Here is a 13,637-nt window from a genome sequence, read left to right as displayed (position 1 = left end):
AACGAAAAAAAGATTGTAACGAAAAGCCTGACCCGACCTTTTTGGGAGGGGCACGCCCAAACATTTCTTTGATTTATAGTTTATTCTATAGATTATATACTTATTTTTACGAGCGTATAATCACATTTTTTTTTGATGCAAACTCCACTTAAAATTGCTATTGTAGGTTCTGGATTGGTTGGCTCATTGTTGGCAATTTATCTTAAAAAGGAAGGTCATGAAGTTCATGTTTATGATCGAAGCCCAGATATTCGTAAAATAAATTTTTCGGGACGATCGATAAATTTGGCAATGTCTAATCGAGGCTGGAAAGCACTAGATGGTGTTGGTGTAGGAGATGCTGTTCGCGAAATTGCTATTCCTATGGATAAGCGAGCGATACATTTGGTCGATAAACTTAATTTTCAGAATTACGGTCAGGAAGGAGAAAGTATTTATTCGATTTCTAGAGGAACCTTAAATCGTAAAATGATTGATTTGGCAGAAAATGCCGGAGCCGATTTTTTCTTTGAGCAAAAAATATGGGATGTAACGTTAAGCGATGCTACATTACATATTGGTGATACGGAAAGAGGGGAGTGGGAAGAGAAAAAATACGATATGGTTTTTGGAGCCGATGGTGCTTTTTCAAGAATTCGTCATCGTATGCAACGCCAAAGCATGTTTAATTATTCGCAGGAATTCTTGAATATGGGATATAAGGAGTTAAACATTCCTGCAAATCCTAATGCTACACATAAACTAGATAAAAACTCATTTCATATTTGGCCACGTGGGGAATATATGCTTATTGCATTGCCTAACTTAGATGGTAGTTTTACGTGTACTTTGTTTATGCCTTTTGAAGGTGAAAATTCTTTTGATTCGCTAACGGATAGAAAACAGGTAGAAGACTTTTTTGAGAAAAACTTCCCAGATTCTATTGAGGTTATACCAAAATTAGCAGAAGATTTCTTTAATAATCCTACAAGTACATTGGTAACGATGAAATGTTTTCCTTGGACTTATAGCGATAAAATTGCTTTAATTGGTGATGCTTGTCATGCTATTGTTCCTTTTTATGGACAGGGTATGAATGCTGGTTTTGAAGATATAACCGTTTTATATGAAATGATTCTTCAATATGGAGATGATTGGAAAAAGATTTTCTCTGAGTATGAAATTTCGCGTAAACCAAATGCCGATGCAATTGCAGAACTTTCGTATCGCAATTTTATGGAAATGAGTACGAAAACTGCCGATGAAAAATTCTTGTTGCAAAAGAAGATAGAAAAAGCCTTTTCGGATAAACATCCAGATAAATGGATTCCGCTTTACAGTCGTGTTACTTTTAGTGATCGTCCTTATGCCGAAGCATTGGCAATTGGGGATTTTCAGAATACGATTATGGAAGAGGTTTTAAAAATGGAAAATATAGAAAGCATTTGGGACACTCCTGAAATTGAAAATAAGATTTTGGAGTTGTTGGGAAAAGCATAAATTTTTAAACCATATAAGAGATGTAAGTTCATTTAAGTATAGCGCTGATTAATCACGCTTATATTTACTTATATCTCTTATATGGTTTAGTTTTTTGTTTACTTCTTGAACATTTTTGATAAAACGCCAAATACTCCTCTTATAAAGGTAGCACTTGTAACTACTTTTAGTACCGATTTACCAACTACACTTGCAGTACTTGGTTCGTTACTCGCTTTCTCCGAAGTTTTTTCTTCTTGTTGTGATGCTACTTCTTGTTCGGCATCGCTAATTTTTTTGGTTAATATTTCGTAAGCACTTTCGCGGTCGATTACCTCGCTATATTTTTTTACCAATTTTGATTTTTGGTTAATTTCCTGAATTTCGCTTTCGGTTAAAACGTCCATTCTGCTCATAGGTGCTCGCATCATAGTAGCTACTAATGGTGTTGGAACTCCTTTTTCGTTTAAAGCAGTAACCAGAGCTTCTCCTATACCTAAACTCGTAAGTAACTCATCTGTCTTGTAATATTTAGAGGTAGGGTAGTTATCGGCTGTTTTCTTGATGGCTTGTCTGTCATTTGCAGTAAAAGCTCTTAAAGCATGTTGAATCTTTAATCCTAATTGTGCTAGAACGCCGCTTGGAACATCCATTGGGTTTTGGGTTACAAAATAAACTCCAACACCTTTTGAACGGATAAGTTTTACAATAGTCTCAATTTGATCTAGTAACACCTTACTAGCTTCGTTGAAGATTAAGTGCGCTTCGTCTATAAAAATGACTAATTCTGGTTGGTCAACATCTCCTTTTTCAGGCATTTGTTGGTATATTTCGGAAAGTAAACTCAACATAAAAGTCGAGAATAATTTAGGTTTATCCTGAATATCTGTTAAACGAATGATATTTACGTATCCTTTACCATTCTCGTCAATGCGCATTAAGTCATCAATTTCAAATGATAATTCACCAAAAAAGATGTCGGCTCCTTGTTGTTCTAGTTCGATTATTTTACGGAGGATTGTTCCGGTTGTAGCTGTAGATATTTTGCCATAACTCGCTGCGATTTCATCTTTTCCTTCTTCAGTAATATAATTAATGACCTTTTTAATGTCTTTTAAATCTAATAAAGGCATTTTATTATCGGCACAATATTTAAAAATTACCGAAATAACCCCCGATTGAGTATCATTTAAACCTAATATTCTTGAGAATAAAACAGGTCCAAATTCTGAAACTGTAGCACGTAATCTAACTCCGCTTTGTTCAGAAATAGTCATTAATTCTACAGGAAATTGGGATACATTATAAGGTATATCGATTTTAGCATGACGTTCTGTAATAAAACTCTTTTCCTCACCTTCTTTTGCAATACCACTAAAATCCCCCTTAATATCCATCATTAAAACAGGAATTCCTGCCGACGAAAGTTGCTCGGATAACACCTGAATTGTCTTAGTTTTTCCAGTTCCAGTCGCTCCGGCTATTAATCCGTGGCGGTTTAATGTCTTTAAAGGTATTTTTACGTGAGCATTTAAAGGTTCCCCATCGAAAATTGCTCCACCAAGAATAATACTTTCTCCTTTGGTTTGATAACCGTCATTTATACTTTGAATAAATTCGTCTTTCTGGCTCATATTTATGTAACATTAATTGCGTTGCAAGGTATAGTTTTTTTCTTAAAACGTTTAATTTAGCGATGTTAGCGTGAAAAAAAACTAATTTTGTTAAAAATAATGATAAAAAATATTTTCTTAACACATTATGAAGATTTTGAGAGATTGCATTGCTTTTTACTAAATCGTTGTAAATTTTCTCATAAATAATTATTTTTTTACTTCGATTTTATTTAAAATACAATTAATTCAATTAGATATTTTTTGTTTTAAGGTTAAATTAATTGGAATTAAATTGAAAAAAGTTTTTTTATTTAAACTAAAAATATAAATTTGCTGCACTACAAGTTTATTATAACTAAAAAATAAAAATTATTTAAAACTATTAAAATTAAAAAAAATGGCAAACGTTAAAGTTAAAAAGGAAAGTACTTCAAATGGCGGAGGAATGGTGTCAGGATTGATTATTGCAGCATGTATTTTTGTGGGTTGGTGTATTTGGAATTTCCTAATGGGTTCTCCATCGAATTTTGAAGGTGGAACAGTTGAAGGGCACCCATTAAATATATTAGGTATGGTTTACCACGGAGGTATTATCGTTCCTGTTTTGTTAGGTATGTTGTTAATGGTTATCGTATTTTCTATTGAAAGATTTACAGTTATCTCTAAAGCTGCTGGAAAAGCAAACTTGGATAAATTCATGAAAAGTGTACAAGGAAGCATTAAAGAAGGTAACATTGATGCAGCTATCGCTTCTTGTGACAAACAACAAGGTTCAGTTGCAAATGCAATTAAATCAGCTTTAATTAAATATCAAGAAGTTAAAAAAGAAGGTTTCAACAGTGAAGAAGCTTCTGAAACTATCCACAAAGAAATCGAAGAGATTACTTCATTAGAAATGCCAATGTTAGAGAAAAACATGACAATCATTTCTTCATTAGTATCTTTAGGTACATTAGGAGGATTATTAGGAACAGTATCTGGTATGATTAAAGCATTTAGCGCGTTAGCTTCTACAGGTTCTCCTGACCAAGCTGCACTTGCAAATGGTATTTCTGAGGCACTTGTAAATACTGCAACTGGTATTAGTACTTCTATCTTTGCTATTATTGCTTACAACTTCTTTACATCTAAAATTGACGATTTAACTTATTCTATTGATGAAGCAGGTACTACAATCGTAAATACTTACAGACACTTTAGAGGAAGTTTAAAACAATAAATAATTTTTTAGCATGATTATTGTGCTAAATTTAAAATAAAAGATAATGGCAAAAATAAAAATGAAAAAAAAGTCAACGTCTACGGACATGACTGCCATGTGTGATGTTGCATTTCTTTTGTTGACATTCTTTATTTTGACTGCTACTGCAAAAGTGCCTGAGGCACTTCCTGTAGACACGCCTTCATCTACTGTACAAACTAAATTACCTGAAACGGATTTAGCTACACTTACAATAGGAAAAGGAAAAGTATTTTTTGATTTAAAAGGAAGAGAAGTTCGTAAAAGAACTTTGGAGCTAATGGGTGAGAAATACGGTGTTGCTTTTTCTGACAATGATAAAACTGAATTTGCTCTAATGGAAGGATTTGGAGTTCCAATTACAAGTTTAAAACAAATCATTGACATGAAAGCGGCTGATAGAAGTAAAGCTAATCAACCTGGTATTCCTAAAGATTCTTTAGATAATCAGTTAAAAGAGTGGATTTACAATGCGCGTATTGCAAACATTGAAGTTGCTGATAAGGAATTACAGTTTGCGATAAAAGGCGATGCTAAAGAAGAGTATCCTGCGATTCATAAAGTAATGGACATCTTGCAAGAGCAAAAAATCAATACCTTTAGCTTAGTTACTGGTTTGAGAGGAAAAGACTTTTAATTAAAAAACATACACTAAAATGGCTGAATTAAATACCGACGGCGGTGGAGGCGGAAAAGGTGGTAAAGTAAGAAGTAAAAAGCAAAACTCTAAAGTAGATTTAACTGCGATGGTGGATTTAGCTTTCTTGCTAATCACATTCTTTATGCTTACCACAACGTTGTCAAAGCCTCAATCGATGAATTTGGGGTTGCCAGATAAAGAGGATGATAAAACCCCAAATAAAAATATTAAAGTTGATGAAAATCGTACAATGACTTTGTTATTGGGGCCTGATAATAAATTAACTTATTATATGGGATTGTTAGCAACTCCTATCGCTGGACCTAAAGATATTGCTTATGGGAAAGACGGAATCCGTAAAGAATTAGTAAGCAGAAAAAAATCTGTTTTAGAATATTCTGCTGGAATTGGGAAACCAAAAAACGGAATTATCGTAATTATAAAACCTACGAAAAAATCTAGTTACCGTAATTTGGTTGATATCTTGGATGAAATGGCTATTACTGGCGTAGAAACCTATGCAATCGTTAATGAGTTTTCGCCAGAGGAAACAAAATTGGTAGAGAAAAAATAAGAGCAATCTTATCTTTTAACACCCTAATAATCAAGAAAAATGAAATTAGATATTATAAAAAACCAGTGGCTTGATATCGTATTCGAAGGGCGTAATAAGATATATGGTGCATATGAGTTAAGAAAATCTAACACAAAAACTACGGTAAGAGCACTTATCGTTGGGTCTGTTATTTTTTCAATTGCTGTTGCTGCGCCAGTTATTGCGAGCCTTTTGCCAGATTCTAAAGCAGATGAAGCAAGTAAGGATATTAAGATTACCACTGTAAAATTGCCACCTAAAAAAGAGGAGGTAAAACCAAATCTTCCGCCTCCACCACCTCCACCTCCAAAAGTGGATCAAGTGAAGTTCGTGAAGCCAGTTGTAGCAAAAGCCGATGAAGTAACTGAAGAGCCACCAAAATTAGTGGAGCTTAAAGAGAAAAAAATTGGTGCTGAAACTATTAAAGGAGATCCAGATGCAGTATTAACTGTTGAACCAGTAGGTACAGGAACTGCAGCAGTAGTTGAAGAAGATACACAAATTTACAACACAGCAGGTATCGAAGTAAAACCTGAATTCCCTGGAGGGATTGAAAAATTCTACAAATTTGTAGGTAATAACTATAAGACTCCAGAAGAAGAAGGATTGAAAGGTAAAGTATATGTTACTTTCGTAGTTGAAAAAGACGGTTCATTAACAGACATTAAAGTTTTAAGAGATATTGGTTACGGAACAGGAACCGAAGCTATTAGAGTTTTAAAGAAATGTCCAAAATGGAATCCGGGTGAGCAAAATGGTAAAAAAGTTAGGGTATTATATTCTCTTCCTATTACTATTCAATCTGCAGACTAATGTTGAAGAAACTGCTTGATAATATTAAGAAGAAATCGCTAAAAGAGCGATTTCTTCTTGTTTTAGGAATGTTCTTCTTCCTAATGTACTTCGTAATAGGTTTAGTAATTATTTTCTGGAAAGACATGCCAATTGCGATGGAATTTAAATATAGAGTTGCTTTTGGTATATTATTAATCGTATATTCGTTTATAAGATTTGTGAGATTTTTTAATTCAAACACTGATTAGTTATGCTAAAGAATAGTAAAGTTTTGTTTTTAGTATTGTTCGGTTTGTTGTTTATTACTTGTAATCAGAAAGATAAAAGTAAAGTAGACAAAGAATCGATACTTAAAGGATCTATGGATATTACTGTAGATGAAACATTGGTTCCTATAGTCGAGGATCAAGTGCTTATTTTTGAAAGTACGTATGATGCGAAGATTACTATTAAACCAAAATCTGAAGCGGAACTTATCAATGATTTATTAAATCAAAAGGCTACTGTTGCTTTCACAGCAAGAGATTTAACTAAAGAAGAGAGAGAAGTTTTTAATAAAAAGAAAATTGCACCTAGAGTAACAGCAGTTGCTACAGACGCAATTGCATTTATTTCAAACAAAGACAATAATGATACTTTAATTGCGTTGAAAACTGTAATTAATTTTATGCAAGGAAAACCCGAAGCAAGTATCAAAGGATTAGTTTTTGATAATCCAAACTCTAGTACAGTACGTTATTTAAAGACTTTGGCAGGAACTAAAGATATTCCTAAAGAAGGTGTTTTTTCATTTAAAACAAATGAAGAAGTAATTAAATTCGTAGCCGAGAATAAAGGAATGATTGGAGTTGTAGGAGTAAATTGGTTATCACAACCATCTCCTAAAATGAAAGATTTTGTTGCTAAAGTTAATGTATTGAGCGTAAAAAGCCTTACTAGCGATAAATTTTTTGCTCCTACCCAAAATAATATAGCAGAAGGTGTTTATCCTTTGGCACGTGATTTGTTTATTATCAATTGTCAGGGATACTCAGGATTAGGTATTGGGTTTGCTTCTTTTGTAGGAGGTGATATCGGACAAAGAATAGTTCTGAAATCTGGATTATTACCAATACGAGTTCCTGGAAGAAAACTTAATGTTAGAAGTGAAATTATTAACGAAAAAGAATAAATTAATTACAACAGAGATGAATAAATTTAAAATTTTTAGTGTTGCGTTAATGGCTACAGCTGCTGGAACTTATGCACAAGACATAAGCCAGGCAAAAAAAGCTATCGATGCAGAGCAATTTGAAAAAGCAAAATCGGTTTTACAATCAATTATAAAAGCAAAACCATCAGATGGTGAAGCTCCATTTATATTGGGTAATGTTTACTTAAGTCAACAAGTTGCTGACTCAGCTAAAATATATTACCTTAATAGTACTGCTGCATCTAGCCGTGCTAATCTTGGATATATTGGTTTAGGTCAATTAGATTTAGATAATAAAAATACAACTGCAGCTCAGGCTAATTTTGCTACAGCTATAAAACCAATGAAAAGAAAAGATGTAGAGGAGTTTATCTATATCGGTAGAGCATACATGAATTCTGTTAATCCAGATTACAAAAGTGCTATCACTTCTTTAAATCGTGCAGTAGCAGTAGATCCACAAAATGCACAAGTACTTTTAGCACTTGGAGATGCGTATTATGGAGATAACAACCAAAACGAAGCTTACAAATCATACCGTAATGCATTTCAAGCGGATCCAACATTGTTGAGAGCAAAAATGCAATTAGGAGTATTATTAAAAGGAGCTAAATCTTATGATGAAGCTATTAAATCTTTTAATGAAGTTATTGCTATAGACCCAAATTATGGTCCTGTTTACAGAGAATTAGCTGAAACATATTACAAATGGGGAAGAAACAAGCCTTCTAAGTCTGAGGAGAATATGAAAAAAGCTATCACTAGCTATGAAAAATATTTAACTCTTACAGATTATTCTATTCATTCAAGAATGCGTCATGCAGACTTTTTAATTCTTGTAAAAGATTATAAAGCTCTAGAGACTGAAGCAAACAAAATGATTGAATTAGATAAAGTAAATCCTAGAATCTTCAGATATTTAGGATATGCTGCATACGAAAATGGTAATGTAGATGTTGCTATTAAATCATTAGAGGATTATGTAAAAAACCCTAAGAACAAAATCATTGCAAAAGATTATTTGTATTTAGGATTTGCTAAAATTAAAAAAGGAACAAACGCTGATGGTACAGTTATAGAGCCAGCTGCATTCGAAGCAGGTTTGGTAGAAATTAGAAAAGCTATCGCAATGGAACCTTTAGCAGTTCAGGATTTAGGAGATTTAGGGAAAGTATTGTTTACTAAAAAATTATACAAAGAAGCAGGAGCGCTTTTCGAATTTGGTACAAAAGTTCCTGAGTCAGCAACATACTTAGATGATAATATCTATTATGGTTTATCTATATACTATGATAACAACAAAGCTAATACTAAGCCAGATGCAATTGCTTTGCAAAAAGCAGATGCAGCATTTACAAATGTAATTACAGCTTCGCCAACATATCAAGAAGCTTATCTTTATAAAGCAAGAACAAACAGATTGCTTGAAAATGATGAGGCAATGACTAAAAACTACGAAGATTATATTGCAAAATCTACTGAAAAAGGAGCTGAAGAAATTGCTAAACCAGCAGTTAAAGCTAAATTCATAGAAGCTTACAATAATATCGCAGCAAGTTATGCAAATACAGATAAAGCGAAAGCAATTGAGTATTTCAATAAGACTTTAGCATTGGATCCAACAAATGCTTATGCTACACAATCTTTGAATACTTTAAAATAATTTAAAGATTCTTAACATTTTAAAACCGATAGTTCTTTGAATTATCGGTTTTTTTATTGTTCCATTTTTTATTGACTATCTTTGCACTTTAAAATTTAGTAATGTTATCAAAAGAAATACAATTAGAAGTAAATAAAGGTGCAATGTTACCCTTAATGGAAGAGTTCTACACGATTCAGGGAGAAGGATTTCATACAGGAACAGCAGCTTATTTTATCCGTATTGGAGGGTGTGATGTAGGTTGTCATTGGTGTGATGTTAAAGAAAGTTGGAATGCAGAATTGCATCCGCCTACAAGTGTTGATTTAATTGTGGAAAATGCAAGTAAATATGCAGATACAGTTGTTGTTACAGGTGGAGAACCATTAACATGGGATATGACTGTACTGACGACAGAATTAAAAAATAAAAATCTAAAAGTCCACATCGAAACCTCAGGAGCTTATCCGCTTACAGGAACGTGGGATTGGATTTGTCTTTCGCCCAAAAAGAATAAATTGCCAACGCAAACAGTTTATGATAATGCTCATGAATTAAAAGTAATTATTTACAACAAACATGATTTTATCTTTGCCGAAGAACAAGCAGAACTAGTAAACGGAAATGCAATATTGTTTCTTCAGCCAGAATGGAGTAAAAAAGAAGAAATGACTCCTCTTATTGTAGAGTATGTCATGAACAATCCAAAATGGAGAGTATCACTTCAAACTCACAAATATTTAAATATTCCTTAATCAAGGATACTTATAACACAAAAGCCTCTTCATTTGAAGAGGCTTTTGTGTTTGTTATAAACTATATATTAAATCCAATTTGTATAAATAGTATACACGCTGTATAAAAAATTTTCAATTTGTGTTTACTAAAAAAATAAGATTACCATTCCTTGCGTTTCTTCAGGGCGGTTATATGAGCTAAATGATGGTTACCGTGCCAAGCATACGTTCCAATCATTTGTTTGATAGAAACTATAGAATCATTTTCAGGATGAATAAAAGCTTTTTCAAGTTCAGTTTGAGATAAATTTTTCAGGATATACGCTATGCGAAAATGTAAACCATCCAGCAAAGATAAAGTGGGATGTATAGGCATTGTTAAATTATCGGGTAATTGAGCCCAAAGATCCTCGTGGTAGGCTTTTATTATTGGCTTTTCCTCAGTCAAAGCCCATTTAATTCGTATAAAACAATTCATGTGGCTTTCAGCACAATGATGAATGAGTTGTCTTACCGTCCATCCCTCAGGTCGATAAGGAGTGTCGAGTTGCTCATCGGATAAATTAAGTGCCTCTTTCCTTAGTCTTTCTGGGAAAGAAGAAATTTCTTCAATTTTATTCAAAATATAATCAGGAGAATAATCTTCAGGAGCTATAAATTTACCAATAGGGTACTTTAATTTTTCTAAATCTAAATTTTCCATGTTGAGAGTTTATTTTTAAATAGAAAGTTTCGCTAAATAGTCATAGTGCTCTCCTTCTAAAACAAGTTCGCATTTAAAACCATTAGCGATTGCTGCATTTTGGAGCGTATTATAATCTAAGTATAACCAGTCAAAAGCAGATTCTTTTTCGTCTTTATACGAAATATTAAAAACTACTTCCCCGTAATATTCATTATCAGATGGAATCCATTTTCCTCCATCTTCATCTTCGTCAAACATATATATAATGTCCGAGCTATCCAGCAAGATTTGCCCGCCAAGATTTAAAAGCGATTTAAGCTTAGATAAAAAGGTATTGCAATTCTGAAGCTTCCCAAAAATACCAACACCATTCATTAATAATACAATTGTATCATATTTTTCACCATCTAGAGTTAGTACATCTTGTACTCTAGTGTTTTTTACACCGCGGAGATTACAAGTTTCAATTGCGTTTCTCGAAATATCTATAGAGGTAACGTCTAATTTTCTTTCATTTTGTAAATACAAACTATGACTTCCTGCTCCGCACCCTACATCAAGAGTTTTTCCTTTTGCAAGTTCTAATGCTTTTTGCTCCAGTTTAGGCATATCTTCAAAAGAGCGAAACAAATAAGCAACACTCATTTCGTCAGCTTCAGAAATGGTGGTTTCGGTAATTAAATCCTCAGGCGAATTATTGGTCTGGAAATCTAGCATTGCTTTCCCAAAAAGGTCTTTCATTGTATTTTAGTTCAAAGTTTAAGGTTTCACGTTTAAAGTTGTTTAATTTTGCAAATCAACTTTAAAAAATAAACTTGAAAGAAATTTTAAACAACTTAAATAAGTTAGCCAAAGATAAGCATATCGAAAACAAAAAGTATTTCGATAAGCTTAAAAAGAAACAACCTAAGAATTTAGATTATGTAATGCAGGAATTACATGATGCTGAATTCAGGAAAACAGATTGCTTAAAATGTGCTAACTGTTGTAAAACGACAGGTCCTTTATTTACAGATGCAGACATCGAGCGTATCTCAAAACATTTGCGACAAAAACCGCAACAGTTCATTGAGCAATACCTACGTATAGATGAAGATAAAGATTATGTTTTGCAAAATGTTCCATGCACGTTCTTAGATAATGAGAATTATTGCATGATTTACGATGTGCGACCAAAAGCCTGCCGTGAGTTTCCACATACAGATCGTAAAAAGTTCCAGCAAATTTCAGACCTAACACTTAAAAACGTAGCAATGTGTCCAGCAGCATTCAATATTGTCGAAGCTATGAAAAAGCGTTTACCTTTATAAGAGTTTTTTTTGCCTTAAATATTTTGTAATTGTTTTTACAAGTAATTTAAGTTTATTTATTAAACCGTATTTTTGAACTTATTATAAGACAACCCAATCAATTTTGAATCTAGAATATTTCATAGCCAAAAGACTCATCACTGCAAAAGATTATAAAAGCAGTATATCAGCGCCAATTATAAAAATTGCAATCTCGGCTATTGCAATCGGAATAATAATGATGTTGGTTTCAGTAGCAACCGGAATTGGGTTGCAACAAAAAATCCGCGAAAAAGTATCCGCTTTCAATGGTCAGGTAATTATTTCAAATTACGATAATAACCAATCAGAAGTAACACTAAGTCCAATTTCCAAAAAACAAGACTTTTATCCTAAGTTTACTTCCGTTCCAGAGGTAAGGCATATCCAGGCAATAGCTAGTAAGGCAGGAATAATAAGAACCGAAACTGCTTTTGAAGGAATAATATTCAAAGGAGTTGGAGATGATTATGATTGGAATAATATAAAGGAGTATTTAGTCGACGGAAAACTTCCTGATTATTCCAAAGCAATTAATCAAGAAGTGTTGCTGTCAAGATTTCTTGCCGATAGATTAAACTTAAAGGTAGGAGATGAATTTAATACCTTCTTTATAAAAGAAGATCAGAATAAATTACCAAATGTTCGTCGATTCAAAATCGCTGGAATCTTCAATTCAGGATTTCAAGATTTTGATGCAACCTATATAATAGGAGACATTCGTCATATACAACGTATTAATAAATGGACTCCAAATGAAGTTGGGGCATTTGAAGTTTTCTTAAAAGACTTTGATAATATAAAAGTAACAGGAGATGAAATCTATCAGCAAACATCATCAACATTAGATACTAAAACTATAATCGAGAAATACAGTTATATATTTGATTGGTTGCAGCTCTTCGATTTTAATATTATAGTCATTCTTGCAATCATGATTATTGTGGCAACCATAAATATGGTAGTAGCTTTATTGGTGCTGATACTAGAACGCACACAGATGATAGGAATCTTAAAAGCATTAGGAGCTAATAACTGGGTTATTCGTAAAATCTTCCTTTATAATGCACTTTACCTTATATTAAGAGGATTGTTCTGGGGGAACCTTATCGGGATTTCAATTTTGCTAATACAACAGCACTTTGGGATAGTTCAGCTTAATCCAGAAAACTATTATGTTAACCAAGCGCCAGTTTATCTCAATTGGGGATATGTATTATTGGTAAATCTACTTACAGTGACAGTTTGTTTCTTGGTGCTGTTGGTTCCTTCCTATATAATAACGAAGATTTCTCCGGTCAAAGCAATACGATTCGAATAGTTTTCGGGAGCTATTTCCTGCTATCTGCTCCAATCTTTACCTTTTTAAAGAAAAAAGGTAAAGGATTTCCGCTACTATCAGGGCTAGGGGAGGTAAAACGGAAAGGAAGTCCAATTTTAAAGACAAAAAAGGAAGCTTTGCGTCTTAGCGACTTCGCGAGAAACTAGGAAAAACCCAGTAAAACCAGGAAAAAAACAGGCTAAACACCCTAAAGTCCCCAAAGCAGCTATAAAAGAACAAAAAATAACAGGCCGTAAAGGGTATGTTATCAAAGCATTAAGGAAAGAATAGAAAATAAACAAAAAATAGTTTCAAAAAGGTATTGTTTATCTAGATAAAGGTGGTAGTTTTGCACCCGCAACAACGACAAACGTTCCTTTAAATACTG

General features: G+C 33.1%; 14 protein-coding genes. 11 read left to right on the top strand and 3 right to left on the bottom strand.

Annotated features, from left to right (window positions below; genetic code table 11):
• Positions 1-135: 135 nt before the first annotated feature.
• On the top strand, positions 136-1,479 hold the full coding sequence (locus IW20_RS00070; RefSeq protein WP_035617247.1) for an FAD-dependent oxidoreductase: 1,344 nt from the start codon (positions 136-138) through the stop codon (positions 1,477-1,479).
• 98 nt (positions 1,480-1,577) lie between these two features.
• Here IW20_RS00070 and IW20_RS00065 read toward each other — a convergent pair whose 3' ends face one another.
• Positions 1,578-3,092, bottom strand: a complete 1,515-nt coding sequence (locus IW20_RS00065; protein ID WP_035617245.1) for a helicase HerA-like domain-containing protein — start codon at positions 3,090-3,092, stop codon at positions 1,578-1,580.
• 379 nt (positions 3,093-3,471) lie between these two features.
• On the opposite strand from IW20_RS00065, the gene IW20_RS00060 reads away from it, so the two are divergent.
• The 8 genes from IW20_RS00060 (at position 3,472) to IW20_RS00025 (ending at position 9,933) form a co-directional block, all read left to right on the top strand.
• Positions 3,472-4,293: a MotA/TolQ/ExbB proton channel family protein gene (locus IW20_RS00060; protein ID WP_035617242.1), complete on the top strand. Its 822-nt coding sequence runs from the start codon at positions 3,472-3,474 to the stop codon at positions 4,291-4,293.
• 46 nt (positions 4,294-4,339) lie between these two features.
• The gene (locus IW20_RS00055; RefSeq protein WP_035617240.1) at positions 4,340-4,951 is read left to right on the top strand and encodes an ExbD/TolR family protein; all 612 of its coding nucleotides are present in this window, start codon (positions 4,340-4,342) and stop codon (positions 4,949-4,951) included.
• A 19-nt stretch (positions 4,952-4,970) separates the two neighbouring features.
• Complete coding sequence (locus tag IW20_RS00050; RefSeq protein ID WP_035617238.1) at positions 4,971-5,528, top strand: ExbD/TolR family protein; 558 nt, start codon at positions 4,971-4,973, stop codon at positions 5,526-5,528.
• A gap of 39 nt (positions 5,529-5,567) precedes the next feature.
• A complete protein-coding gene (locus IW20_RS00045) occupies positions 5,568-6,362 on the top strand; it encodes an energy transducer TonB (RefSeq protein WP_035617235.1) in 795 nt (264 codons plus the stop codon).
• Positions 6,362-6,592: a hypothetical protein gene (locus IW20_RS00040; protein WP_035617233.1), complete on the top strand. Its 231-nt coding sequence runs from the start codon at positions 6,362-6,364 to the stop codon at positions 6,590-6,592. The genes IW20_RS00045 and IW20_RS00040 overlap by 1 nt, the downstream gene beginning before the upstream one ends.
• Before the next feature lie 2 nt (positions 6,593-6,594).
• Entirely contained in the window at positions 6,595-7,515 is a 921-nt protein-coding gene (locus IW20_RS00035; RefSeq protein ID WP_035617231.1) for a PstS family phosphate ABC transporter substrate-binding protein, read from the top strand.
• A gap of 16 nt (positions 7,516-7,531) precedes the next feature.
• A complete protein-coding gene (locus IW20_RS00030; protein WP_035617769.1) occupies positions 7,532-9,199 on the top strand; it encodes a tetratricopeptide repeat protein in 1,668 nt (555 codons plus the stop codon).
• A gap of 101 nt (positions 9,200-9,300) precedes the next feature.
• Positions 9,301-9,933, top strand: coding sequence for a 7-carboxy-7-deazaguanine synthase QueE (locus IW20_RS00025; protein WP_035617228.1), 633 nt, complete (start codon positions 9,301-9,303; stop codon positions 9,931-9,933).
• Between the two features lie 142 nt (positions 9,934-10,075).
• On the opposite strand, the gene IW20_RS00020 is transcribed toward IW20_RS00025, so the two are convergent.
• Together IW20_RS00020 and IW20_RS00015 are read right to left on the bottom strand one after the other, a co-directional pair.
• Positions 10,076-10,618 carry a YfiT family bacillithiol transferase gene (locus IW20_RS00020; protein ID WP_035617225.1) on the bottom strand — a complete coding sequence of 181 codons (543 nt, stop codon included), beginning with the start codon at positions 10,616-10,618 and terminating at the stop codon, positions 10,076-10,078.
• A 15-nt stretch (positions 10,619-10,633) separates the two neighbouring features.
• Positions 10,634-11,341: a class I SAM-dependent methyltransferase gene (locus IW20_RS00015; protein WP_035617223.1), complete on the bottom strand. Its 708-nt coding sequence runs from the start codon at positions 11,339-11,341 to the stop codon at positions 10,634-10,636.
• Positions 11,342-11,415: 74 nt separating this feature from the next.
• Here IW20_RS00015 and IW20_RS00010 point away from each other — a divergent pair, with 74 nt between their 5' ends.
• Together IW20_RS00010 and IW20_RS00005 are read left to right on the top strand one after the other, a co-directional pair.
• Positions 11,416-11,910 (top strand): YkgJ family cysteine cluster protein, encoded by a 495-nt coding sequence (locus IW20_RS00010; RefSeq protein ID WP_035617219.1) that lies wholly within the window; start codon positions 11,416-11,418, stop codon positions 11,908-11,910.
• 103 nt (positions 11,911-12,013) lie between these two features.
• A complete protein-coding gene (locus IW20_RS00005; protein WP_035617217.1) occupies positions 12,014-13,249 on the top strand; it encodes an ABC transporter permease in 1,236 nt (411 codons plus the stop codon).
• The last annotated feature ends 388 nt before the right edge of the window (positions 13,250-13,637 follow it).

It is taken from the genome of Flavobacterium hydatis, assembly GCF_000737695.1.
Lineage (GTDB): Bacteria > Bacteroidota > Bacteroidia > Flavobacteriales > Flavobacteriaceae > Flavobacterium > Flavobacterium hydatis.
Note: the sequence above shows the minus strand (reverse complement) of the source record. Positions and strands in the feature narration are given on the sequence as shown.

Coding starts and splice junctions, on each gene's coding strand:
- IW20_RS00035 (WP_035617231.1), top strand. CDS start 6,595: ATGCTAAAGAATAGTAAAGTTTTGTTTTTAGTATTGTTCGGTTTGTTG.
- IW20_RS00025 (WP_035617228.1), top strand. CDS start 9,301: ATGTTATCAAAAGAAATACAATTAGAAGTAAATAAAGGTGCAATGTTA.
- IW20_RS00030 (WP_035617769.1), top strand. CDS start 7,532: ATGAATAAATTTAAAATTTTTAGTGTTGCGTTAATGGCTACAGCTGCT.
- IW20_RS00040 (WP_035617233.1), top strand. CDS start 6,362: ATGTTGAAGAAACTGCTTGATAATATTAAGAAGAAATCGCTAAAAGAG.
- IW20_RS00050 (WP_035617238.1), top strand. CDS start 4,971: ATGGCTGAATTAAATACCGACGGCGGTGGAGGCGGAAAAGGTGGTAAA.
- IW20_RS00065 (WP_035617245.1), bottom strand. CDS start 3,092: ATGAGCCAGAAAGACGAATTTATTCAAAGTATAAATGACGGTTATCAA.
- IW20_RS00020 (WP_035617225.1), bottom strand. CDS start 10,618: ATGGAAAATTTAGATTTAGAAAAATTAAAGTACCCTATTGGTAAATTT.
- IW20_RS00055 (WP_035617240.1), top strand. CDS start 4,340: ATGGCAAAAATAAAAATGAAAAAAAAGTCAACGTCTACGGACATGACT.
- IW20_RS00015 (WP_035617223.1), bottom strand. CDS start 11,341: ATGAAAGACCTTTTTGGGAAAGCAATGCTAGATTTCCAGACCAATAAT.
- IW20_RS00070 (WP_035617247.1), top strand. CDS start 136: ATGCAAACTCCACTTAAAATTGCTATTGTAGGTTCTGGATTGGTTGGC.
- IW20_RS00045 (WP_035617235.1), top strand. CDS start 5,568: ATGAAATTAGATATTATAAAAAACCAGTGGCTTGATATCGTATTCGAA.
- IW20_RS00060 (WP_035617242.1), top strand. CDS start 3,472: ATGGCAAACGTTAAAGTTAAAAAGGAAAGTACTTCAAATGGCGGAGGA.